The organism is Streptomyces sp. NPDC032721 (assembly GCF_055579625.1).
In genome coordinates this window covers 90573-112210 of the sequence record NZ_JBVIMX010000014.1, presented here as the reverse complement: position 1 = coordinate 112210, position 21638 = coordinate 90573, and the positions used below count along the sequence as shown (strand labels likewise).

The window sequence follows — 21638 nt, the reverse complement described above, 5'->3', positions numbered from 1 at the left end:
AGTTCCGAATGGGAACTGAGAAACGGGGTGGCGGAGTTGGGGACCTATCGGGACATTCCGAGAGTCGTCTGGATGCTGGCCTTCGGGGTTTTCTTCAACAGCGCCGTCGCCTTCACGTTCATCTATCTCTTCCTCTACATGACCGAGGAGCGCGGGCTGCCCCTCGCGCAGGCGGGCCTGATCAGCGGCATCGGCGGCGTCGGGCTGATCGCGGGGAACTTCACCGGCGGCTGGTTCGGCGACCGCTTCGGACACCGGCGGGCGCTGCTGTGCGCCGCCGTGCTGGCCGGGTCGGCGCTCATGCTGCTGCCCCTGGTGCCGATCGGTGCGCTGTACGCGGTCCTGCCGGTCTGCAACTACGCGCAGGGCGCCGTCCGCGCCTGCAACTCCACCCTCGTCGCGGTGACCGTCCCGGACGGCGTGCGCCGCCAGGGCTTCGCGGTCATGCGGGCGGCGGGCAACGCCGGGTTCACCGTGGGCGCACCGCTCGGGGCGCTGATCGCCACCCAGTTCTCGTACGCCACGATCTTCATCGCCGACGGCGTCGGGACGCTGCTCTTCGCCGCGTACGCGGCGCGGGTGCTGCCGGCGCGGGGCAGGGTCAAGGAGTCGGGCGGGGAGGGTGGAGGGGGTGAACGGCGCGGTATCTGGCGGGAGTTGAGGGACCGCCCGGCCGTTCTGCTGCTGCTGGTGGCGAGCTTCTTCGCCGACCTCGTGTACCGGCAGCTCTTCTCGACCTTCCCGGTCTTCCTCGGCGACCACGGCTTCGACAGCCAGGTGTACGGGTGGCTGTTCGCCATCAACGGCGGCGTGATCCTGCTGCTCGAACTGCCCGCTGCCGCGGTGCTGCGGAGGTTCGCGCCGCTGGTGATCGTCGGGACAGGGCTGGTGCTCGTGGGGCTCGGGTACGGGGTGCTGATGCTCGGGGCGGGGATCGCGCTCGCGGTGGCGATGATGCTGCTGGTCACGGCGGGGGAGATCCTCTACAAGACCCCGGCCAGCGCCTATGTGGCGGACCAGGCGCCGGAGCACGCGCAGGGCCGGTTCCAGAGCCTGTACGCGGGTGTGTCGGTGAGCGGGGTGGTGCTGGCGCCGCCGCTGGGTGGCTCGCTTTACGCGGCGGCGCCGGGGCTGTTGTGGCCGGTGTGTACGGGAGTGGCGGTGGCGGCGGGGCTTGCGGTGATGGGGGCGGGGCGGCTGAGGGGGAGGGAGCGGGGGGAGGTGCGAGGTGATGTGCTTTCGGGGGGTGGTGAGGTGCCTTCGCGGGGTGGTGAGGTGTCCTCGCGGAGTAGTGGCGTGCCTTTGAGGAGTGGTGACGTGTCCTCGGGGGATGGTGGCGTGTCTTCGCAGGGTGGTGAAGTGGCCTCGCGGGGCGGTGACGTGTCCTCGTAGGGCGGTGAGGTGGCCTTGGTCGGGGGTGGCGCGCGTTCGTAGGCCGAGACCGGTTCGCCCGGGCGGGGCGGTGCCGGTTAGGTTTCCTGTCATGACCGAAACGACTGCTTCTCGCACCACCGGCGCCGTCGCCGCCGGACTCGCCACGATCGCCGCCGACGGCACCGTCCTCGACACCTGGTTCCCCGCTCCCGAGCTGGTCGCCGAGCCGGGCCCGGCCGGCACCGAGCGGCTCACCGCAGAGCGCGCCACCGAACTGCTGGGTGCTTCCGCGCCCAAGGCCATCGGCCCCGACGCCCGACGCGGCGTCGAGGTCGTCGCGGTCCGTACGGTCATCGCCTCGCTCGACGACAAGCCGCTGGACGCGCACGACGCGTACCTGCGCCTGCACCTCCTCTCGCACCGCCTGGTGCGGCCGCACGGCCAGAACCTCGACGGCCTCTTCGGCCTCCTGGCGAACGTCGCCTGGACCTCGCTCGGCCCGGTCGCGGTGGACTCTCTCGAAGAGGTGCGCCTCAACGCGCGTGCCGAGGGGCTGCATCTCCAGGTGACGTCGGTCGACAAGTTCCCGCGCATGACGGATTACGTCGCGCCGAAGGGTGTCCGGATCGCCGACGCCGACCGGGTGCGCCTCGGCGCGCACCTGGCCGCCGGGACCACGGTCATGCACGAGGGCTTCGTCAACTTCAACGCGGGCACGCTGGGGACCTCGATGGTCGAGGGCCGCATCTCGGCCGGTGTCGTGGTCGGCGACGGCTCGGACATCGGCGGCGGGGCGTCCACGATGGGGACGCTGTCGGGCGGCGGCAACGTACGGATCGTCATCGGCGAGCGGTGCCTGGTGGGGGCCGAGGCCGGGGTCGGGATTGCGCTCGGGGACGAGTGTGTCGTCGAGGCGGGGCTTTATGTCACGGCGGGGACGCGGGTGACGATGCCGGACGGGCAGATCGTGAAGGCGCGGGAGCTGTCGGGGGCGTCGAACATTCTGTTCCGGAGGAACTCGGTGAGTGGGGCGGTTGAGGCGCGGCCGAACAATGCGGTGTGGGGTGGGTTGAACGAGGTGCTGCACAGCCACAACTGAGTGAGGGGGGCGGGGCGGTGGGGGCGGGGTCCGCTGCGCGGGGCTCTTCCCCTCCCCGCCCCTTCCCGAAACTGGGGCGCTGCCCCAGGCCCCGGCCCGTGCGGCCCGGGCGGGGGTGGGTGGGCTTCCGGCCCCCGGGGTGGGGCAGAGGTGGCGGGCCCGGCCACGGCCGGTGGTCATGTGCGGGTGTGTGCGTGGCTGATCGCGCAGTTCCCCGCGCCCCTGAAGTACTCGTCGCCGACGGGCGCCAGGAACTGTGCGGCGCTGGACACGAGTGGTTGTTTTTTGGGGGCGCGGGGAACTGCGCGAGCAACCCACCACCGGCCCGCGCGTAACGAACCCCCGGCCCCGCGGCCAGCGGTCTAGGGAAGGGGCGGGGAGGGGCATTCGACGGTGGCCGGGGGGTCACGGGGGTCCGTGTCCTTTGGGCCGGGGGAGTGGTTAAGCGGATCATGAATGAAGCACACAAGCTGATCCGTCTGCTCGGCGCCCTCGGTCTCGGCGCCGTCCTCCTCGCGGCCGCCCCGGCCGCCTACGCCGATGAGACCCATCAGAATTCGCACAACGCGCCCCGCGTCACCCTCATCGACACCGGGCAGATCGACGACCCCCTCGAAGACGTGCTGGAGCATGCGGCGATCCTCGGGCGGACGTATGTCGTGGAGGGGGCCGAGGCGCCGGATGCGCCCGAGGTTCCGGGGGGTGCTGGTCAGTCCTGAGGTGTGGTGAGTTCTTCGTGGGCTGCCAGCAGCTCGTCGACCACCTCCGTGGCGGCGGGCTGCAGTGGTTCGCGGACCGGGCCGGCGGGGAGGCCGAGTGCGGACAGGAGGGCCTTCGCGGTGACGGTGCCCGGGAGGCCGGAGGCCATCATCAGGTCGATCAGGGGGAGTGCGCGCTGGTGGTGGCGCGTGGCCGGGGCGACCTCGCCGTTCGCGTACGCGTCCAGGGACGCGCGCATCGTCTGCGGCGCGACGTTCGCCACCGTACTGATGAAGCCGACGCCGCCCGCCGCGCGGAGCGGCAGGTTGAGTTCCTCGCAGCCCGAGTAGTAGGCGAGGCCCGTGCGGGCGATCACCTTGGAGCTGCCCAGGAGGTCGTACGCACAGTCCTTGACCGCCGTGATGCGCGGGTGCTCCGCCAGGCGCAGCATCGTCTCGACCTCGATGCGGACTCCGGTGCGCCCCGGGATGTCGTACAGGACGACCGGGAGGTCCACCGCGTCCGCGACCCGGCGGAAGTGGGCCTCGATCGCCGCCTGGGGCGGGCGGCTGTAGTAGGGCGGAATCACCAACAGGCCGTCCGCGCCCGCCCGTTCGGCCTGCCGGGCCAGTTCGACGGTGTGCGCGGTGTCCGCGCTGCCCACGCCCGTGACGAGCGGTACGTCGGGGCCCACCGCCTCCCTGACCGCCCGGACGAGCGCCGACTTCTCGGCGTCGGAGGTGGTCGGGGACTCCCCGGTGGTGCCGTTCAGGACCAGGCCGTCGCAGCCGCCCGGCGCGGTCAGGACGGTGGCCAGCTTCTGGGCGCCGGGGAGGTCGAGCAGATCGCCGGTCGGCGAGAACGGCGTGATCATCGCGCACAGGGCGCGGCCGAAAGGTGCCGCGAGGGCGGGGAGCGTCATAGGTGCAGTGTCCGGCGCGAGGACCGTGAAGGTCTACTTAGATCTGCTCCGGTTGAAGGTTAAGGGTTGGTGAGGGGTTGGCGGTTCGGCCCGATGGGGGTCTGGCATGATCCCCGCAAGGGCGACGAGCTGAAGAGTTACCGGGGCGGGGAGAGCAGCGACGTGGCGATACGGGTCAGGGGCGGGGCGGGTGCCCTGTGCGGCGTGCTGGTGGGGGCGGTGCTGCTGGCCGGGTGCGACGGTTTTCTGGTGCCCGCGGGGGAGGGGGAGCCCAGGGCGGCGAAGAGCAGTGCGGCGCCGAGGCCCACGCCCACCGCTCCCGCTCCCGGTGCTTCCCGTCCGGCCGGTCAGCCCCCGGCGGCGGACGCGGTGCCGCCCTCCGGGGCCACGTACAGTCCCCCCGTCGCGCACGACTGCTACGCGGGCGTACGCGTCGACATGGGGCCGATCCAGTCGGCCCTGATGCACCGGCTGGCCACCCTCACCCTCACCAACTGCGGCAAGGAGCCCTACAAGCTCACCGGCCGGCCCTCCGTCAAGGCGTACGCCGCCGACGGCACGGCCCTCGACGTCGAGGTGAACGTCGAGGAGGAGGGGAAGAAGGCGGACGCCGTGGTGATGCTGCCGCCCGGCGGGGTCGCGTACTCGCGGATCGAATGGCGGCCGTACGACGGGGTGGAGAAGGCCGAGGCGCTGGAGATCGGGGCCGGGCCGGGCTATCCCGCGCGGAGCTTCCCGCTGGAGAAGGACGTGGAGATGGTCGACGCGTTCGATGTCACTCCGTGGTCGGTGACCCTGCCCCGGTGACGGGTGCCGTCAGACGTCCGGTCAATTGGGTTGACCTCAGGTGCGGTTGACGTTTGAGGATGATCGTCGACACGGCGTGCGGGGACCGGTCCCGCGGCCGGAGCGAAGCGAGGAGAGTCCCGTATGACTGACACAGTGGTCGACAGCCACCCCGACCTGACCCGTTCGGGAGTGGGCGTGGTGAAGGTGAGCACCTGGGACGTCGGTTCGCCGCAGGGGCAGCGCGACGCCGTCGCGGCCATCGGGAAGGCGTGGCGGTCGAGGTCGTGGCCGGACCTGGGGCTGCTCTCGTACAACGTGTACGCGGGTGAGGACGGGCGGACGCTGCTGCACTACAGCCAGTGGCGCGACGAGGCCGCTCACCAGGCCTTCTTCGCCCGGGGGCGGGACGAGCGGAACGCCGACATCACCGCCGCCGTGCCCGGCGTCCAGCGGCTCGGGCTGCACGCCTACGAGCTGTACCGCAGCCGGATCACCGAGGGCGACGACCGCGTGCCCGGCTGCGTGGTGACCGTCGAGGTGGAGTTCGACGGGCCGGACCGGGGCCGGGTGCGGGAATGGGTGGACGCCGTGTTCCTCGCGTCGGGCGACGAGTCCGGTCCGGACGAGGGTTCCCTGTCCGCCCACTTCCACGTGGGCGTGGACGGCACCCGCGCCCTGAACTTCGCCGAGTGGACGGATGCCGCCGCGCACCTGGCCATGATGGCGGGAGCGGGCGAGGAGGAGGGGGTACCGGACGAGGCCTGGCGGCGGGTGCACGAGTTCCCCGGCCTGAAGGGCACCCACCGGGTGCGGCGTTACACGCCCGCGCTCAGCCTGAGCGCGGGCGTGTAACCGTGTGACACGGAGCCCTACGGCCGGAAGCGCAGCACCTGCGGGTCGTGGTCGCTGTTCTGGTCGGCGAACTCCGCGTTGATGTGCACGCTGTCGTACGCGAAGTCGCGGATCGACGGGCTGGTCAGGATCTGGTCGAGCACCTGGCTGTTGCCCTGGAAGACGTACGAGTAGCGCTCCGGGCGGGGCAGCGACCTGACGGCGGCGTTCAGGGCGCCGTCCGCCGTCAGTGCCTTCGTCGTCGCGGAGAACTCGAAGTCGTTGATGTCGCCGAGTACCAGGACGTTCGCCCGGCGGTCGGCCTTCAGGACGTCCTTGACGAAGGTGTTCACCGTCTGTGCCTGCTGCAGGCGGCGGACCTCCGAGGAGCGGACCGGCGGCTGGTGGTGCGAGGTCAGGGCCTCGTCGCCGCCCTTGGAGCCGAAGTGGTTGGCGATCAGAATGACCGGCTCGCCCCGGAAGGAGAACTCGGCGGCCAGCGGCTTGCGGCTGTTCTCCCAGGCGGTGTTGGCCGGGTCGATGCGGCCGGGGGAGAGGGTCAGGGCCGCGTGGCCCTTCTCCCGTACGACACCGGTCGGCTTCGTCGCGTCGCCGCCCGCGCGGTGGGTGAAGGAGACCCGGGCAGGGTTGTAGAGGAAGACCTGGCGGATGTTGCCGCCGGGCTCGCCGCCGTCCTTGTTGTTCACCGGGTCGATCGATGTCGAGGAGTACGCGGGGCCGCCCGCCGCGACGATCGCGTCCGTGAACTTCTTCACCGTCGCCGCGCTGCCCACGGTGCCGTCGTTCTTGGCGCCGTTGTCGTCCTGGATCTCCTCCAGGGCGATGATGTCGGGCGAGGCGAGGTTCGTGACGACCGCCTTGGCGAGGGCGTCGAACTTCTCCTGCGGGTCGGTCGAGTCGAGGTTCTCCACGTTGTACGTGGCCACGGCCAGCTCGCCGCGCGACTGCTTGCGGGTCTGCTCGCGCTTCAGGCCCCGGTCCGCGACCTTGCCGAGGGTACGGGCGGTGAGGGTGTAGCCGCCGTACTGGTTGAAGTCGAGCGGGCCCTCGGTGGTGCCGGTCAGCACGTCGCCGACGTTCGCCTTCGGGAACGGCTGCTGGGCGAGCGGGGCGAGCTGCTGGATCTGGATGCGGCCGGTGTTCTGGGAGTCGTAGCTCCCGTAGACCGTGCCGCCGCGCCGGTTGTCGTTCTCGTGCGGCTTGACGGTCACCCACAGCTCGGCGTGCGCGTCGGTCGCGCCGACCACCCGGGAGGTGCCGATGCGGATGTTGGTGCCTTCGAGGGACTCGTAGTAGTCGAGGGCGTAGCGCGCCGGAGCGAGCGCCAGCGCGTTGATGCTGCCGCCGGCCGCCGGGTCGCCCGCCGGGGCGTAACGCGAGGGAACCGTACGGGAGGTGACGGCCACCGGGGCCGGGACCGGGTTGCCGGACGAGACGACCGTCACCGTCGGCTTGGCGATCTGGGTGAGCGACTGGTTGCCGGATGCCGCGCCGCCGGGGACGTACTCGCCGACCGTGCCGGACACCTTGACCGCGTCGCCGACGGCCACCGTCGGGTTCGAGCCGGTGAAGACGAAGACGCCCTCGCTGGTGGCCGCGTTGCCGTCGCCCCGGGGGTCCTGGAACCAGAAGCCCTTCGAGCCGTAGGCGCGGACGCCGGTGACGATGCCCTCGACGTCGGTGACCTGCTGTCCGGCCAGCGGGGATATCCGGGTGGTGCCCTGGATGTCGTGGATGCGGACCGGGGCCGCGGCCGAGGTGTCGGTGTCGCCCGCGGCGGCGTTCGTCGCGCCGGTGAGCAGCCCGGCGGCGAGGGCGGTGGTGAGGAGAGTGGCGACCGCGGTGGTTCTCGGCAAGGAACGGCGGGACGTCATCGGGTACTCCGAGGGTGAGGGCAGGCGTGGAAGGAAAGGTGTCGGTCGAAGACGTCGGGCGAAGGTTTCGGGCAAACGTTTTGAGCGGGGTTTCGCACGACGTTTCTACGCGCGTCAATCTCTTGTCTGAGCAGGGGTGTTGTCAAGGTTCGGACGGTGATCCCCGGATGCACGAAACCTGACGGGTACATGAACCCCATGGGACCGGTGCAAATGCGTCTACGCTGGGTGCCGCTCGAACCCCCTCATTCCGCGGATCCGCGTCATCGCGCCGGACCGCACCTCACTACGCTTCGCCCGAGGAGAACCCCCAGATGTCCGAAGACCGCCCCACCCTGCCGCCGGTGCGGCTGCACTCGGACGCGGAGCTGGCGCGGGACGCGCTGGCCGCGCCGCTGTTCGCCCGGGCCGTGAAGCTGGCCCGCTGGGCCTCGCCGGACACCAGGGTCGGCGCCGGCGGTGAACTCGTTGAGGAGCAACTCCCCGCAGCGGCAGCCGAGTTGGGCCTCGGCCCGGCGGACGGGGTGGAGGACGCCGAGGACGCGGCGGCGTACGCCAGCGAGGCCTGGCGGACCGCCGTCGACACCGGACTTGTCGACATCACCGACCCCGAGGACCCCGAGGCCGAGGACGCGCAGGGCACCGCCGCCCCCGGTGAGGCGCTGGCCGTGCTCGCCGGAGGCAGCCCGCAGGACGTCCTCGCGTTGTGGCTGGAGGCGTTCGAGACGGCCTTCGCGGACGCCACCGCCCCCGTGCTCGACGACCTCGGCGCACTGCTCGGCGAGGACAGCGGGCTCGACCTCGACGCCCTGGACTGGGACCCGCAGCGGGAGGCGGAGTTCCTGGAGGGTGTCCTGGGCAACCTGTACCTGCTGACCGTCGCCGACGGCGGTACGGGCGAGGGCCCGGTCCCGCTGCCCGCGCTCGCCGCCTCGATGATCGTCCCCGACGACATGGGCGAGCCCACCGACGACGTACTGGAACAGGTGTCGGACGCGATGATGCGCCTCGACGACCAGTTCCGGGTGCTGGAGCCGGTCGGGCTCGTGGAGTACACGCCCGTCGACGAGGCGCTGATGGCCGAGGAGGGAGAGGAGCCGGTCCCCTCGGCGGACGGCGAACTGGACGAGGACGACGTGGCGCGGTACGGCATGGTCCGGCTGACCCCGCTGGGTCTGTACGGCGTACGGGCCCGGATGCTGGAGGCCGGAGTGGACGCCCCGGCGGTGGGCGACCTCGCGGACAAGGGCGCCGACGTCCTGCTGGACGCGGTCGGCCACTTCCCCGAGGTGGCGGTGCGCGCCGAGATCGAGCAGTGGCTCGCGCGGCGTGAAGTGCCCTCAGCCGCACGGGAGTTGCTGGACGCGGCACGCGGTGCCGACGAGGGTGGGCCGCTGCGCAGGCTGCGCTGCCAGCAGGCGCTGTCGCTGGCGGGCCCGGTGGCGGAGGAAGCCGTACGGGAGCGCCTCGACGATCCGGAACTGGGCGGCCTCGCCCGGGTCTGGCTCGCCGAGCAGGGCGTGGCGGAGGTCCCCGTACCGCCGGAGGAGATGGTGTTCTGGCTGGCCGTCGACACGATCGCGGCGCAGCTGGACGTGGCGGAGGAGTCGCCGGAGCTGCGGGAGCTGATCGCCGGACTGACCGGCCGCCACGAGGGGTTCTTCGACGCGGTGTGGCGCGTCGACCACCCCGCCACGGCGGAGGTGCTGGAGGCGGTCGGGCGGCTGCACCCGGAGAAGAAGGCCGCCAAGGAAGCCCGTAAGGCCGCCTTCAAGGCCAGGTCCAGGGGGTAGGTCCAAAGGAGACGGGCGGGCCGGGGATCCCAGGTCCCCGGCCCGCCCTGTGGTGCACCGGCCGTACGGGTCAGACCTCGTAGCGCGTGGTGTGGCGGAACGTCGTCGACGCTCCGTCGAAGCCGTACGTGCCACGGTAGGACGGCGGGTTCTGGTACTCGCCGAGGATGGTGATCGTGGCCGCGCACGGGGTCTGCGAGGTGCGCTTCGCGGTGAGGCGGAGCTGCTGGCCCATCGAGCCGCCGGTGATCTCCCACGGTGCCCCGCAGATGCCGGAGACGATGCGGCCGCCGGTGATCACGAAGGGGTACGTGTTCGGGTTGTAGCGCACTTCGAGCTCGAACGTCGTGGCCCCGTTGTGGAGTTGGAGCTTGGCGCCCGTCTGGAGCGCTTCGGCCGTGACCTCCTGGGTGGCCTGGTCCGCCGCGTACGCCTCGTCGCGGGTCTTGACCTCCGCGCCCATCGGGTTCACGAAGCGGTGTTCCTGCTGACCTGACTGGCCCTTGGACGACTTGCGTGCCTGAGTGGTCATGATCGGTGGTCCCTCCTTCCCTGTCCGGCGGCCGTCAGGCCAGCTGCTCGGAGATCTCGACGCGCAGCAGCCTGCGTACGTTCTCGATGTGGTTGACGACGGTGACGGACTGCGAACCGGCGAAGAGCAGGCCGAGCGCCACGTTGTCGGGCGAGGTGACCAGGGAGCCCGAGTCGCCGCCCGCGGAGATGTTCGTGGTGAGGATCTGGTCCTTGAAGCGAGCGGTGCCCGCCGTGCCGTAGTTGACGTCGATCGTCGCGTCGACCGCGATGATCCGGCCGAAGCTGATGTTGGTCGTACGGCCGGTCTTCTTGACCAGGTTGCCGACGCCGACGTTGATCTTGCGCCGCCAGGCGCGCGGGGCGCCGCTGAAGTACTGCTCGCGCGTCGCGTCCTGGAAGTCGACCGCACCGAGTGCCGCGTCGACGATGTTGTTGTGCCGCTCCAGGGGGATCTGCGGGGCGAACTGGATCGGGATGAAGCGGTCGAGCGTGGCGATCCTGTCGGCCGGGTTCTGGCCACCGTCGAAGGCGCCCGGCTGGAGGATCGCGCTGCCGGCCGGAGCCCGGTTGGAGTCCGCGAGCACGTGGTTGTTGCTGAGGATGTAGAACTTCGCCGGGGTGCCGAGGCCCGCCACCGGCGGGTCGACGGTCGCGCCGGGCAGGAAGTCGTACACCACGCTGCCGAGCGTGCCGGCCGTCACCGCCACGTTGCCGACCGAGAAGCCGGACGGGCAGGGGCGCAGCCGCCGCTTGAGCAGCTGCGGCTCGAACGCGCCGAGACCGCTCAGCTCTTCGAGCATCGGCTGCGAGTAGCGAGCCGACTGGTCCGTGGGGCGGCCGTCGGGACCGTACTTGTCCTCCTCGTGGGCCGCGCCGCCGCGCCGTGGCCCGTACATCTGCCGTTGCGCCGACACATGGCCGACCGCGAGCACGTCGGTGGGCGTGCCGTCGTCCATCCGCTGCGGTACGACGTCGCGCTCGGGCAGCATCGACTCGGGAACCTTCTGGTTCACCAGGACGATCAGGGCCGGCTCGCCGGTGGGTTCTCCGTTGACCCACTTCACGCCGTGGCCGAAGCCGACGACGTTCGCCATGGGTGACTGCGGACGCAGGAAGTCGGACATCGCCTGCTGGCGGGAGCTGTCACTGACCTGCCCGCCGGTGGGGCCTCGCATCATCTCGGGCTGGCTCACGCCAGACCACCTCTTCCCCGGTGAGTAAGGGATGCATGGGAGTGCGTGTGCGGGTACGTGGAGTGGCTGGTGGGACACCTGAGGCGTCGGGAGACGTCAGGGGTCTGCGGTACGTCAGGGACGTCACGGGTGGGCCGGATGTTCCGGGCGTACGGGGACGCCGGTCTCCTCAGGGCCCGTCGCTGCCGCTGCCGTCCTGCGCGTCGACATCGCCGATCGCGAGCACGTGCACCGGCACGCCTTCGACTTCCCTGGGCACCACGTCTTCGGGCCGGAGCTGGTCTCGCGGCACGGTCCGGGTCACGAAGACGATGATCACGTCCTCGCCCGAGTACTCGTCCTTGCCGGTACCGATCCCGGTCACATTGGCCAGCTGCAGCAGCCGGCTCTCATGGAGGTCACGAGCCTGCCTGGCATCCACATGGCTCGCCCCCTCGCGTCGCTGTGCCTTACGTAATCGCTGTGCCTTACGTAAGTGAATGTCTATTGCCGCCACCACCGACGGTCAAGGCATTGCACATGAAATCTTGGGAATCCAGGCGATCTGCCCGACTTGACCTTCTGTCGGCAGGAAACTCTCAAGTACGCAGGTATGAAGCCCCGTTGAGGTCCAGCACCGTGCCCGACGCCCACTGCGCGGCGGGCGACGCGAGCCACAGCACGCCCTCCGCGATCTCCTCGGCCGACGCCACCCGCCCGAACGGACTCTGCGCGCGGATCGCCTCGCCCTCGGCCCCGCTCAGCCGGTGCGCGACGCGCTCCGTCTCGAAGAACCCGGGCGCGACCGAGGCCACCGCGATGCCGTGCGGCGCCAGGTGCACGGCGAGGGACTGGCCCAGCGCGTGCACGGCGGCCTTCGTGGCGCCGTACGCCGGGTGGTCGGGCTCGCCGCGGAACGCCCCGCGCGAACCGACGTTGACGATCCGGCCACCGCCGCCCTGCGCGATCATCCGGCGGGCCGCGAGATGGCTGAGATTGGCCGTGGCCAGGAGGTTGACGGAAACGTGGGTCTGCCAGAGGGCGGCCCACTCCTCGTACGGAGTGGTGGCGAGCGGGTGCGGGAGGTTCACGGCCGCGTTGTTGACGAGGACGTCGAGACCGCCGAGCCCTTCGGCCGCCGCCGACGCGACGGCGGACGCCCCGTCCGGCGTGGCCAGATCGCCACCGGCCAGGACGTGCCCGGTACCGGCGAGGGAGGCGAAGGTCTGCTCGGCCTCCTCGCGCCGCGAGCCGAAGTGCACCGCGACCCGGTCGCCGTTGGCGGCGAAGGCCTGGGCGAGGGCACGGCCAAGACCGCGCGAGGCGCCGCTGACGAGGACCCGGCGACCGCTGGAGGGGAAGGGGGCGGGGGAGGTGGCGGGAGACGCGGAGGGGGAGGTCATCGGGGTTCCTCTCGGGGTGGAGCAGTGCCGACTCTTGGCGCGGCGGGTCGTTCCGACGATCATGCCTGGGAGGGGCGGGGAGGTGTGGGGAGGGTTGGGGGAGGGGCGGGGCGCGGTCATCCGGCCGCCCGGTTCACCGCCTGCACCGTTCGCTTGTCCAGCCGCGCGTACCAGCCCGTCGCGTCCGCGGCCAGATCGGTGATGGTCGCCGTGGTGGTCCAACTGCCTTGCTTGCGACCGCTGTTCACGTGGAGGGCCACGCAGGTGCTGCCCGTCGCCGCGTACACGGTGCTGCCCGTGACGACCGGCGGCCGGGGGCCGGTGCTGGTGCCGTTGCCGTCGCCTTTGCCGATCGGGCTCCGCCACTTCTCGGTGCCGGTCCTCGGATCGACGGCTCCGAGCGTGCTCTGATCCAGCCAGTGGAGGACGAGGTTCCCGGCGACGGCCGGGGCGTGCCCGGCGCCGCCCGGCAGGGGCCGCCAGCTCGCCTCCAGGCTCGCGGTCCCGGTCTGCCAGCGCACCTTGCCGCTCACCGGGTCGAAGCCGGTCAGCTTCCCCCCGGCGTGGGCGAGCCCGGTGCCCGAGGCGTACGACAGGGCGGTCGCCCCGGCCCCCGGCTTCAGCCCGAGCCGGGGTACCGCGAGCCGCTTGCCGTCCCGCACGTCCAGGACGTGGAGCTCACCGGACGCGGTGAGCAGATGGAAGCGGCGGCCGTCCGAACCCGCGGCCACCACCGGTCCTTCGAGCCCCTGATACCGCCAGCGGGGGCGGCTGTCCGCCACCCCCACACAGCTCACGAGGTACGTGTCCGGATCGCGCGGCACCAGCAGCAGCGCACCGCCCGCGAGGACCGGGTGGGCGAGGGGAGTGAGGTCGGAGCGCTGCCAGGTGGGGCCGCGCAGCTTCTTGTCGTCGCTCTCGGTGTACGACACCACCTGGGCGGCCGACGCCCGGGTGGCCGCCGCCACGACCACGTACCAGGCAGGGGTGAGGGAGCCGAGTCCCTTGACGTCCGCCGCCTTGCCGTCGGCCGTCGAGGCGCCCGGGATGCCCAGGTCGGGGGCGATCAGCGTGCCGCCCGCGAGGCCCCACGTGCGGGGTGCATCGGCTGCCGCCCTGAGTGACCAACTTCCTGAGCCGTCCGTGGTGTTGAGGGCCTGAAGAGTCCCCTTGGTGGTGCTGTGGTCGGCCGTGCCGTGGGCCAGCAGGACACTTCGCCCGCCGGGTGCGGCGGCCAGCAGCAGTCCGCTCACCGCGCTGCCGCTCCTGGTGGTGCGCGACCAGCGGAGAGCGCCAGGCCCTTTCGCGCCAGGGGTCAACTCCCAGTCCAGGCTGGGAAGTTCGTTGTCCTTGGTGTCCGTCGGTCGACCGGCCGCCCAGATCACCAGCCCGGTCAGTCCGCCGACGGCCGTGGTCAGCAGGCCGCGTCGCCCGTACGTCCGGAGACGGGCGCCTCGGCTGTCGGTGACGCGTGTCGGTTCGGGTGAGTCGTCGAGGGGAGGCGGGGGAGGGGGCGGGGGTGGCTGCGCTTCGGCCGGTTCCGGGGTGTCCGCGTCGCCCCGGATCAGTTCGCCCAGGGGTCCGTCCCGCCACCACAGCGGCGCCCCTGTCTCCCGCAGTGCGTCCAGCACCTGGCGTACGGTCGGCCGGTCCGCCGGTCTCTTCGCCAGGCAGAGCCCCAGCAACTCCCTTACATCCCACGGCACTTCGCTCAGATCCGGCTCGTCGTGCACCGCCCGGTACAGCATGATCGCGGCGTTCCCCCGGCCGAACGGGTTCTCGCCGGTCGCGGCGAACGCCAGCACCGCGCCGAGCGCGAAGACGTCGACGGCCGCCGTGATCGTCTCCCCCTCCCGCAACTCCTGGATCTGCTCCGGGGCGAGGAAACCGGGGGTGCCGATGATGTCGTCGGCCGCCGTGAGCGGGGCGTGGGCGGAGTGCGCCTCGCCGGTCAGCCGGGCGATGCCGAAGTCGATGACGCGCGGGCCGTCCGCCGTGACTAGGACGTTCGACGGCTTGAGGTCCCGGTGCACGATGCCCGCCGCGTGGATGGCGGCGAGCGCCTCGGCGAGGGCCGCGCCCAGCGCCCGTACGGCGGCAGGGGACAGCGGGCCGCAGGAGACGACGGCACGCCGCAGCGTCACCCCGGGCAGGAACGCCGTCGCGAGCCACGGCACCGCCGCGTCGGGGTCCGCGTCGAGGACGGCCGCCGTGTACGCCCCGGTGACCGCACGGGCGGCGGTGGCCTCGCGGCGGAAGCGTTCGCGGTAGTGCGGGTCGGTGGCCAGGTGCTCGTGCACCGTCTTCACCGCGACGAGCCGGCCTCCGGCGGTCCGCCCGAGGTACACCAGCCCCATACCGCCCGCACCGAGGCGCGCGAGCAGGCGGATGCCGCCGAGGCGACGGGGGTCGCCGGGGAGGAGGGGGTCACCCGGCGGGAGCGGCCCGGTCATGCGGCGCCCGTCACGAGGCCGCTGCTCCGCCGTCCGGTCGCCGTCACGAGGCCCCCGGTCCGCGCAGCGTCAGCAGGGTCCGGTCGACGCACAGGTGGACGAGCCCCCCGCCCGCCGCCGCCCGTACCTTGCTCATCCGGTCCACCGGCATCGCCCACACCAGCTTCCCGGTCGCCGCGTCCAGGGCGTGCAGTCCCCAACCGTCCGACCGCTGACCGGAGTTGGCCGCCACCGAGGGGTCCGAGCCCGAGGCGTACAGCAGGCCGTCCGACACCAGCGGGGGCGCCGGGCCGTCGGCGTCGATGCGGCAGACGTCCGTACGGGCCCAGACCGGGTCGCCGGTGGCCGCGTTCAGGGCGCGCAGGTCGCCGTTGGTGCCGGTGTGGACCAGGCCGCCCGTGGCCGTGGGGGTGACCGTCGCCTCGTCGCCCGCCGGGCGCGACCAGCGCCGGGTCCCGGTGGCCAGGTCCACCGCCGACACCGCCGACCTGCCCGCGAAGTAGCCGATCCCGGTCGAGCCGGGGTGCGCCTCCGGGCGGGCCGAACCGCCGGGGACCTCCTGTTCCACCGTGCCGTCGCGGTCCCGCAGGACGACGAGGGGGCCGTCGGCCGGGTCGCGCGGCGAGGTCCGGCGCTCGGAGGTCGCGACCGCGAGCCGGCCGCCGTACTGATGGATGGCCGGGACCCCGGTCACCGTGCCCGCCCGGTGCCAGAGCGGACGGCCGTCGCGGGCCGCGAAGCCGTACGCCCGCCAGCGCCGGCCCTTCTCGGTGCGGCGCTGCCAGGCGGTGTTGTCGGCGGCGTACGTGACCAGGCAGACCGTGGCCGGTGAGACGGTGAAGTGGGCGGACTGGCCTTCTAGTTCGCTGGCCGGGGGGTTCGGGGTGAAGGGGCGGAAGCGGTTGCGGACGAGCGGTTCGATCGACCAGCGGCGCGCCCCGGACGCCGCGTCGAGGGCCACCAGGACCGGCATCAGCGGCAGCCGCAGGACGAACACCGTGTCGCCCTGGACGCGTACGCCCGCGACGGACTCCTCCTCGTAGGTCCACCGCACCGCGCCCGTCGTCGCGTCCAGGCAGGTCAGGCCCTTGCTGGTGCGGACGTACAGGGCGTCGCCGTGCCGCAGCAGCTCGCCCCCGTAGTGCGGCGACACGTCGAGGTCACGGGACCAGAAGGTACTGCCGGAGCGCCAACTCAGCTTCGCTGAGGGTGTGTTGGCGCTCGCCTTGCCCTTCTGGCCCAGGCTGTCGTCGAGCAGCAGCACGGCCGCCGTCGTCGAGCCCGCAGCGGCCGTCACCGCCGCCCCCGTCCAGGCCAGAAACCGGCGGCGTTTGGGCGCGGGCCCGGGCTCCGGCGCCGGTGCGCCGGTGACCGGGGCCGGTGGCGGTACGTCCGTGACAGGGGCGGGCGGCGGTACGTCCGTGACAGGGGCGGGCGGCAGGAACGCCTCCGGTACCGCGTCCGCCAACTCCGCCGCCGCGGCCACCAGTTCGGCCATCGCCTCCTCGTGCTCGCGGACCGTACCGAGGATCGGCTCCTCCTCCCACCACGGCACCCGGCCCGCCCGCCCCGCGCACCACTCCAGCGCCGCCGCGACGGACGGCCGGTCCGCAGGGTCCAGTGCGAGGCACCGGCGCAGGAAGCCCAGCCAGTCGTCGTCCGGTACGCCCAGCAGGTCGGGCGGCTCGTTGAGGGTGCGGTGCAGGACCTGCGGTGCGGTGCCCGAGCCGTACGGATTGCGGCCGGTGCTGGACAGGGCGAGCAGTGCCCCGAACGCGAACACATCGGCGGCCGGACCGGCCTCCGCCCCGCTCTCGCCCCCTGCGGTACGGGTCAGCTGTTCGGGGGCGATGAAGCCGAGCGTGCCGACGAGCTCGCCGGTGCCGGTCAGCGGCTCCCCGTGGGCGTCGGCCGCGCCCTTCGCGATGCCGAAGTCGAGGATCTTGGGGCCGTCCCGGGTGATCACCACATTGGCGGGCTTGAGGTCCCGGTGCACCAGCCCGGCGGCGTGCACCGCGGCGAGCGCCTCGGCCAGGGCGGCGCCGAGCGTGCCCAGGGCCGCCGAGTCCAGCGGGCCGAGCGTGCTGATCGCGTCCACCAGGGAGGGGCCCGCACAGAATTCGCTGACCAGCCAGGGCAGCTCCGCCTCGGTGCCGGCGTCCAGGACGGCGGCGGTGTACACGTCGTCGACGGCCCGCGCCGCCGCGACCTCCCGGCGGAACCGTTCCCGGAAGCGCGGGTCGGCCGCCAGGTGCGGATGCACGGTCTTCAGGGCGACCAGCCGCCCTGCGGGACTGCGGGCGAGCTGCACCCGCCCCATGCCGCCCTCGCCCAGCGGCGCCACGATGCGGTACTGCGAAGGCCCGGCTGCGGATGATGCGGCTGCCATGCCCGTGATCCCCTCCCGTTCGCCCGGCCGAACCCGGACGCTCTGTGCGACGCAAGTGAAGGGGCTCGCGGTTGCGGTGTCGCGCGCGTGGTGACGCACTCCACGCCGGCACCGCCCCCCAGCGCCCTCCGCTTCGCCCCCGCCGAAACACTGCCCTGCGTTAATTCCATGGCGTGCACCGGGGTCGTACTCCTAGAGTCATGGACGTGTCCAGGTGCGCAGGCAGGACCTACTTCCGCTACTAACGGGGAGGTCACGGGTTCGAATCCCGTCGCCGGTACTCGTGCCGGTGTAGCTCAGGGGCCAGAGCACCTATGTCGGTTCCGCCGAGTCTGAACTCTGGGCACGCTCAAACTGCATGACTGCACGTCAGTTCACTTCACGCACCTCCCGGTGCGCGGGCCGCGGCTACTTCCTTCTCACCGAACCGCCGCTGCCCACCTTGATCTCGGGAGGCCCCGCGCGAAGAAGAAGGGGTGCCCGGTGCGCAGGCAACGGTTACTTCATCGGATCTGAGGGTTGCGGGTTCGAATCCCGTTCCCGGCCTTGGGCCGGGGTAGCTCAATCGGGTAGAGCATCAGGCTTGTACCGTCGCCGCTCCCGACCTCGGGCACCCCTTCTTCTTCGTGCTGTGCCTCCCCCTTGTCGAATTGTCGAATTCGGGGGAATTCACTCACCATGGCACGCTTCAACGCGCGTAAGCCCGCCGCCGCTTCGGCCGCCGCGGCCTCCGCTTCCGTCTCGGCCGCCGCGAAGGCACGGGCCCGTACCGTCTCGCCCGTCGCGACGACCGGCGCGATCGACGTCAACCACCAGGGCGGCATCGGTCACCTCCGGGACGCGAAGTCCGAGCTCTTCCTGCTGGCCGTCGCCAACTTCGTCGCGCAGAACACCTTCTACGAGACCGGTGAGCACCGCGACGGCCGCTTCGCCACCCTCGTGCGGCAGCTCGCCGTCGAGGACCCCGAGTGGACCGCAGGCCTGCTCGGCTGGCTGCGCGGCGAGGGCCGGATGCGTACGGCCTCGGTCGTCGGCGCCGCCGAGTACGTCAAGGCGCGCCTAGACGCGGGCGTCACCGAGGGCCCGACGAACCGCTCCGTCATCGACTCCGTCCTCCAGCGCCCCGACGAGCCCGGCGAGCTGCTCGCCTACTGGACCGCGGTGTACGGCCGGACCATCCCCAAGCCCGTCAAGCGCGGGGTCGCCGACGCCGTCCGGCGGCTCTACCACGGCAAGTCGCTGCTGAAGTACGACACCGCCTCCAAGGGGTTCCGCTTCGGCGACGTGCTCAACCTGGTGCACGCCGCGCCGGATCCGGCGAAGCCGTGGCAGGGCGACCTGTTCCAGTACGCGCTGGACCGCAGGCACCACCCCGAGGACGCGGTCGAGCCGGTGACGATCCGGACGCTGACCGCGCACCGCGACCTGATGCGGCTGCGCCCGGCCAAGCGGCGCGCCGTGCTGCGCAAGGCGGACGCGGCCGAGCGGCTCGCCGAGGCGGGCATGACCTGGGAGTCCCTCGCGGGCTGGCTCCAGGGGCCGTTGGACGCCGAGGCGTGGGAGGCGATGATCCCGTCGATGGGCGCCATGGCGCTGCTGCGCAACCTGCGCAACTTCGACGAGGCCGGAGTGTCCGACAAGGTCGCGGCCGAGGTCGCCGCGAAGATCTCGGACCCCGAAGTCGTCGCGAAGTCGCGGCAGTTCCCCTTCCGCTACCTCGCCGCGTACCAGCACGCACCGTCGCTGCGCTGGGCGTACCCGCTGGAGCAGGCGCTCGGCCACTCGCTGGCCAACGTGCCGAAGCTGGCGGGCCGCACGCTGGTGCTCGTCGACCGGTCCGGCTCCATGTTCTGGTCGCAGCTCTCCGAGCGGTCGCAGCTCAACCGGGCGGACGCGGCGGCGATCTTCGGCACGGCGCTCGCCCTGCGCGCGGACTCCGCGGACCTGGTCGAATTCGGCTCGAACAGCAACGCGGTCACCTACTCGAAGGGTGAGTCGGTCCTGAAGATCCTGGAGCGCTTCGGCAACCTGGGCGGCACCCACACCGCCGACGCCGTCCGCCGCCACTACGACGGCCACGACCGGGTCCTGATCGTCACCGACGAGCAGACCGCGTACGGCGGCGACACCGACGTCCTCGCGGCGGTCCCGGCGCACGTACCCGCGTACACCTGGAACCTGGAGGGCTACGAGGCCGGTCATGCTCCGTCCGGCACGCCCGGCAGGCACACCTTCGGCGGGCTTACGGACGCGGCCTTCCGGATGGTCCCGCTGCTGGAGGCCGGACGGTCGGCGGATTGGCCCTGGAGGGGCTGACGGGAAGCGTGTGACGGCCCGGACCAGGGAGGCGGCAGGGAGACGGGCATGGCATCTGCCGTCCGGTGGGCGCATACTGAAGGTAATGACAAAGCCAGCCGGAGCCCGGCGACACCTGCCGTCCAGTCCCTTCAACGTCCCGGCCCCGGCCGCCCCGCCCATTGAGAACTACGAGGTGGGAGACCGGGTTTCGCATGATCAATTCGGACTCGGAAGAGTCGTGGGGGTCGAGGGAGACCTCGCCGTCCTCATCGACTTCTCCGGGCGTCAGGGGCGGATCCTCAGCCCCTACTCCAAGTTGACCAAGCTCTGAGCCCCCGCGGCTCCGGGAAAAAACACCTCCGCCCCGTACCCGATCATCACGATTGGGGCACGGGGCGGAGGTGTTTCACGTACTGGGTGAAGATCGGGCATTACGGATGTCAGGCGGCGGGCTCCGTCGTCTCGGTCATCGCGTCCGCCCACTCGACGAGGAGCAGTTCGTACTCCTCCGAGGGCCAGGCCTCGTTCGTCGTCTGCGCGTCCACGAGACGGCGTATCGCCGCATTCGTCTGGTCCGCTCCGGAGGGGGATTCCCCTGCGGCGGACGGAGAAGTGGTGGACATGCTCTTCAGGCTACGTGCGGGGGATGGCGGCCAAACCCCATGTGGGCGTGGTGTCGGTCACGTGCGGCCCCGCCGCCCGGGCGGACGGCGGGGCCCGTGGCCTACAGCGCCTGGCCGGCCGGCTTGACCATGCCCCGGACCGTGCGCGACTTCACGAACTCGCCGAGCGCGGTCATCTCCCACTCGCCGCTGAACTGCTTGATCAGCTTGGCCATCATGACGCCCGTCTGCGGCTCGGCGCCCGTCAGGTCGAAGCGGACCAGTTCCTCGCCCGTCGCCCCGTCCAGCAGGCGGCAGTAGGCCTTGGCGACCTCGGTGAACTTCTGGCCGGTGAAGGAGTTCACGGTGAAGACCAGACCGGTGGCCTCCGGGGGGATCCGGCCCAGGTCGACCACGATCACCTCGTCGTCGCCCGCGCCCTCGCCCGTGAGGTTGTCGCCGGAGTGCTTGATCGCACCGTTCAGAATGGTCAGCTTGCCGAAGTAGCAGCTGTCGATCATCTTCCGGTTGCCGTCGTAGGCGATGACCGAGGCGTCCAGGTCGATGTCCTTGCCGCGGAACGCCGGCTCCCAGCCCAGACCCATCTTGACCTGGGAGAGCAGCGGCTTGCCGCCCTTGACCAGGGAGACGGTCTGGTTCTTCTGGAGGCTGACCCGGCCCTTGTCCAGGTTGATCTTGCCGTTGCCCGGGGCGGGCGCGGCCGGGGCGGCGGCGGGCGGCGCCGAGGGCGCCTGCGGGGCGGCCACCCGGGGGTCGTAGGACGGCGTGGGAGCCGACGGGGGCCCTGCGGGCGCGGCCGGGGCCGCCGGGGCGCTCACGGGGGCCGGTGCGGGCTCCTCCACGCTGACGCCGAAGTCGGTGGCGATACCCGCCAGCCCGTTCGCGTACCCCTGGCCGACCGCGCGGACCTTCCACGCGCCGTTGCGCTGGTAGACCTCGACGACCACCAGGGCCGTCTCGGTGCCCAGCTGCGGGGGCGTGAACGTGGCGATCACGCCGTTGTCGTCGGCGCCGCGCACGGTGGCGGTCGGCTCGATGCCCTGGAAGGACTGGCCCGCGGCGTCCGGGCTCGCGGTGACCACGATCCGCTCGATGCCGGCCGGGAGCGCACCGGTGTCGATCACGATCGCGTCCGGGGCGGTGCCGCCGCCGGAGCGGTAGGTCACACCGGGGCCCTGCGGCTGGTTGAAGAAGATGAAGTCGTCGTCGGAGCGCACCTTGCCGTCGGCGGTGAGCAGCAGGCCCGACACGTCGAGCCGCACCGGAGCGGCAACGTCCACGGCCACGCGGGCGGTGGGAAGCGGAATGTTCGAGCCAGGGGTCATTGCGGTCATGCCGGGGTAACGACCGGGAACGCTTTGCCG

The 21638-nt window shown here is 72.0% G+C and carries 18 protein-coding genes; 8 read left to right on the top strand and 10 right to left on the bottom strand.

Annotated elements, in window-relative coordinates:
- Window positions 1–72 precede the first annotated feature (72 nt).
- The 3 genes from ACZ5PB_RS27970 to ACZ5PB_RS27960 all read left to right on the top strand — a co-directional run bounded on the left by ACZ5PB_RS27970 (window position 73) and on the right by ACZ5PB_RS27960 (window position 3192).
- Window positions 73–1392 (top strand): MFS transporter, encoded by a 1320-nt coding sequence (locus ACZ5PB_RS27970; RefSeq protein WP_468694754.1) that lies wholly within the window; start codon window positions 73–75, stop codon window positions 1390–1392.
- Window positions 1393–1483: 91 nt separating this feature from the next.
- On the top strand, window positions 1484–2473 hold the full coding sequence (gene dapD, locus ACZ5PB_RS27965; protein WP_468694752.1) for a 2,3,4,5-tetrahydropyridine-2,6-dicarboxylate N-succinyltransferase: 990 nt from the start codon (window positions 1484–1486) through the stop codon (window positions 2471–2473).
- A 452-nt stretch (window positions 2474–2925) separates the two neighbouring features.
- Window positions 2926–3192 (top strand): hypothetical protein, encoded by a 267-nt coding sequence (locus tag ACZ5PB_RS27960; RefSeq protein ID WP_468694751.1) that lies wholly within the window; start codon window positions 2926–2928, stop codon window positions 3190–3192.
- On the opposite strand, the gene dapA is transcribed toward ACZ5PB_RS27960, so the two are convergent.
- A complete protein-coding gene (gene dapA, locus ACZ5PB_RS27955; RefSeq protein ID WP_468694749.1) occupies window positions 3183–4094 on the bottom strand; it encodes a 4-hydroxy-tetrahydrodipicolinate synthase in 912 nt (303 codons plus the stop codon). The two genes, ACZ5PB_RS27960 and dapA, sit on opposite strands and share 10 nt — an antisense overlap.
- Window positions 4095–4187: 93 nt before the next feature.
- Here dapA and ACZ5PB_RS27950 point away from each other — a divergent pair, with 93 nt between their 5' ends.
- Both ACZ5PB_RS27950 and ACZ5PB_RS27945 read left to right on the top strand, forming a co-directional pair.
- A complete protein-coding gene (locus ACZ5PB_RS27950; protein WP_468694748.1) occupies window positions 4188–4901 on the top strand; it encodes a DUF4232 domain-containing protein in 714 nt (237 codons plus the stop codon).
- Window positions 4902–5024: 123 nt separating this feature from the next.
- Window positions 5025–5735: an antibiotic biosynthesis monooxygenase gene (locus ACZ5PB_RS27945; protein ID WP_468694745.1), complete on the top strand. Its 711-nt coding sequence runs from the start codon at window positions 5025–5027 to the stop codon at window positions 5733–5735.
- A gap of 17 nt (window positions 5736–5752) precedes the next feature.
- On the opposite strand, the gene ACZ5PB_RS27940 is transcribed toward ACZ5PB_RS27945, so the two are convergent.
- Entirely contained in the window at window positions 5753–7609 is a 1857-nt protein-coding gene (locus ACZ5PB_RS27940; protein ID WP_468694744.1) for an endonuclease/exonuclease/phosphatase family protein, read from the bottom strand.
- 314 nt (window positions 7610–7923) lie between these two features.
- Between ACZ5PB_RS27940 and ACZ5PB_RS27935 the strand changes: the two genes are divergently transcribed.
- On the top strand, window positions 7924–9402 hold the full coding sequence (locus ACZ5PB_RS27935) for a hypothetical protein (RefSeq protein WP_468694742.1): 1479 nt from the start codon (window positions 7924–7926) through the stop codon (window positions 9400–9402).
- Between the two features lie 70 nt (window positions 9403–9472).
- Here ACZ5PB_RS27935 and ACZ5PB_RS27930 read toward each other — a convergent pair whose 3' ends face one another.
- The 6 genes from ACZ5PB_RS27930 to ACZ5PB_RS27905 form a co-directional block, all read right to left on the bottom strand.
- The gene (locus tag ACZ5PB_RS27930) at window positions 9473–9934 is read right to left on the bottom strand and encodes a hypothetical protein (protein ID WP_468694741.1); all 462 of its coding nucleotides are present in this window, start codon (window positions 9932–9934) and stop codon (window positions 9473–9475) included.
- 34 nt (window positions 9935–9968) lie between these two features.
- On the bottom strand, window positions 9969–11129 hold the full coding sequence (locus ACZ5PB_RS27925) for a chymotrypsin family serine protease (RefSeq protein ID WP_468694739.1): 1161 nt from the start codon (window positions 11127–11129) through the stop codon (window positions 9969–9971).
- 169 nt (window positions 11130–11298) lie between these two features.
- Window positions 11299–11550 carry a hypothetical protein gene (locus tag ACZ5PB_RS27920; protein ID WP_468694737.1) on the bottom strand — a complete coding sequence of 84 codons (252 nt, stop codon included), beginning with the start codon at window positions 11548–11550 and terminating at the stop codon, window positions 11299–11301.
- A 157-nt stretch (window positions 11551–11707) separates the two neighbouring features.
- Window positions 11708–12511, bottom strand: a complete 804-nt coding sequence (locus tag ACZ5PB_RS27915) for an SDR family NAD(P)-dependent oxidoreductase (protein ID WP_468694735.1) — start codon at window positions 12509–12511, stop codon at window positions 11708–11710.
- A gap of 116 nt (window positions 12512–12627) precedes the next feature.
- Window positions 12628–14964, bottom strand: coding sequence for a protein kinase domain-containing protein (locus ACZ5PB_RS27910; protein ID WP_468694733.1), 2337 nt, complete (start codon window positions 14962–14964; stop codon window positions 12628–12630).
- 43 nt (window positions 14965–15007) lie between these two features.
- The gene (locus tag ACZ5PB_RS27905; RefSeq protein ID WP_468694732.1) at window positions 15008–17353 is read right to left on the bottom strand and encodes a protein kinase domain-containing protein; all 2346 of its coding nucleotides are present in this window, start codon (window positions 17351–17353) and stop codon (window positions 15008–15010) included.
- 678 nt (window positions 17354–18031) lie between these two features.
- On the opposite strand from ACZ5PB_RS27905, the gene ACZ5PB_RS27900 reads away from it, so the two are divergent.
- Together ACZ5PB_RS27900 and ACZ5PB_RS27895 are read left to right on the top strand one after the other, a co-directional pair.
- The gene (locus tag ACZ5PB_RS27900) at window positions 18032–19669 is read left to right on the top strand and encodes a TROVE domain-containing protein (protein ID WP_468694731.1); all 1638 of its coding nucleotides are present in this window, start codon (window positions 18032–18034) and stop codon (window positions 19667–19669) included.
- 85 nt (window positions 19670–19754) lie between these two features.
- A complete protein-coding gene (locus tag ACZ5PB_RS27895; protein WP_185025425.1) occupies window positions 19755–19982 on the top strand; it encodes a hypothetical protein in 228 nt (75 codons plus the stop codon).
- Window positions 19983–20091: 109 nt separating this feature from the next.
- On the opposite strand, the gene ACZ5PB_RS27890 is transcribed toward ACZ5PB_RS27895, so the two are convergent.
- Window positions 20092–20274, bottom strand: coding sequence for a hypothetical protein (locus ACZ5PB_RS27890; RefSeq protein WP_468694730.1), 183 nt, complete (start codon window positions 20272–20274; stop codon window positions 20092–20094).
- A 101-nt stretch (window positions 20275–20375) separates the two neighbouring features.
- The gene (locus ACZ5PB_RS27885) at window positions 20376–21608 is read right to left on the bottom strand and encodes a TerD family protein (RefSeq protein WP_468694728.1); all 1233 of its coding nucleotides are present in this window, start codon (window positions 21606–21608) and stop codon (window positions 20376–20378) included.
- Window positions 21609–21638: the final 30 nt, after the last annotated feature.

What these genes read in the sequence shown, in the direction of transcription:
- ACZ5PB_RS27970 (WP_468694754.1), top strand. Translation starts at nt 73, where the DNA reads ATGCTGGCCTTCGGGGTTTTCTTCAACAGCGCCGTCGCCTTCACGTTC.
- dapD (WP_468694752.1), top strand. Translation starts at nt 1,484, where the DNA reads ATGACCGAAACGACTGCTTCTCGCACCACCGGCGCCGTCGCCGCCGGA.
- ACZ5PB_RS27960 (WP_468694751.1), top strand. Translation starts at nt 2,926, where the DNA reads ATGAATGAAGCACACAAGCTGATCCGTCTGCTCGGCGCCCTCGGTCTC.
- dapA (WP_468694749.1), bottom strand. Translation starts at nt 4,094, where the DNA reads ATGACGCTCCCCGCCCTCGCGGCACCTTTCGGCCGCGCCCTGTGCGCG.
- ACZ5PB_RS27950 (WP_468694748.1), top strand. Translation starts at nt 4,188, where the DNA reads ATGGGGGTCTGGCATGATCCCCGCAAGGGCGACGAGCTGAAGAGTTAC.
- ACZ5PB_RS27945 (WP_468694745.1), top strand. Translation starts at nt 5,025, where the DNA reads ATGACTGACACAGTGGTCGACAGCCACCCCGACCTGACCCGTTCGGGA.
- ACZ5PB_RS27940 (WP_468694744.1), bottom strand. Translation starts at nt 7,609, where the DNA reads ATGACGTCCCGCCGTTCCTTGCCGAGAACCACCGCGGTCGCCACTCTC.
- ACZ5PB_RS27935 (WP_468694742.1), top strand. Translation starts at nt 7,924, where the DNA reads ATGTCCGAAGACCGCCCCACCCTGCCGCCGGTGCGGCTGCACTCGGAC.
- ACZ5PB_RS27930 (WP_468694741.1), bottom strand. Translation starts at nt 9,934, where the DNA reads ATGACCACTCAGGCACGCAAGTCGTCCAAGGGCCAGTCAGGTCAGCAG.
- ACZ5PB_RS27915 (WP_468694735.1), bottom strand. Translation starts at nt 12,511, where the DNA reads ATGACCTCCCCCTCCGCGTCTCCCGCCACCTCCCCCGCCCCCTTCCCC.
- ACZ5PB_RS27910 (WP_468694733.1), bottom strand. Translation starts at nt 14,964, where the DNA reads ATGACCGGGCCGCTCCCGCCGGGTGACCCCCTCCTCCCCGGCGACCCC.
- ACZ5PB_RS27905 (WP_468694732.1), bottom strand. Translation starts at nt 17,353, where the DNA reads ATGGCAGCCGCATCATCCGCAGCCGGGCCTTCGCAGTACCGCATCGTG.
- ACZ5PB_RS27900 (WP_468694731.1), top strand. Translation starts at nt 18,032, where the DNA reads ATGGCACGCTTCAACGCGCGTAAGCCCGCCGCCGCTTCGGCCGCCGCG.
- ACZ5PB_RS27895 (WP_185025425.1), top strand. Translation starts at nt 19,755, where the DNA reads ATGACAAAGCCAGCCGGAGCCCGGCGACACCTGCCGTCCAGTCCCTTC.
- ACZ5PB_RS27890 (WP_468694730.1), bottom strand. Translation starts at nt 20,274, where the DNA reads ATGTCCACCACTTCTCCGTCCGCCGCAGGGGAATCCCCCTCCGGAGCG.
- ACZ5PB_RS27885 (WP_468694728.1), bottom strand. Translation starts at nt 21,608, where the DNA reads ATGACCGCAATGACCCCTGGCTCGAACATTCCGCTTCCCACCGCCCGC.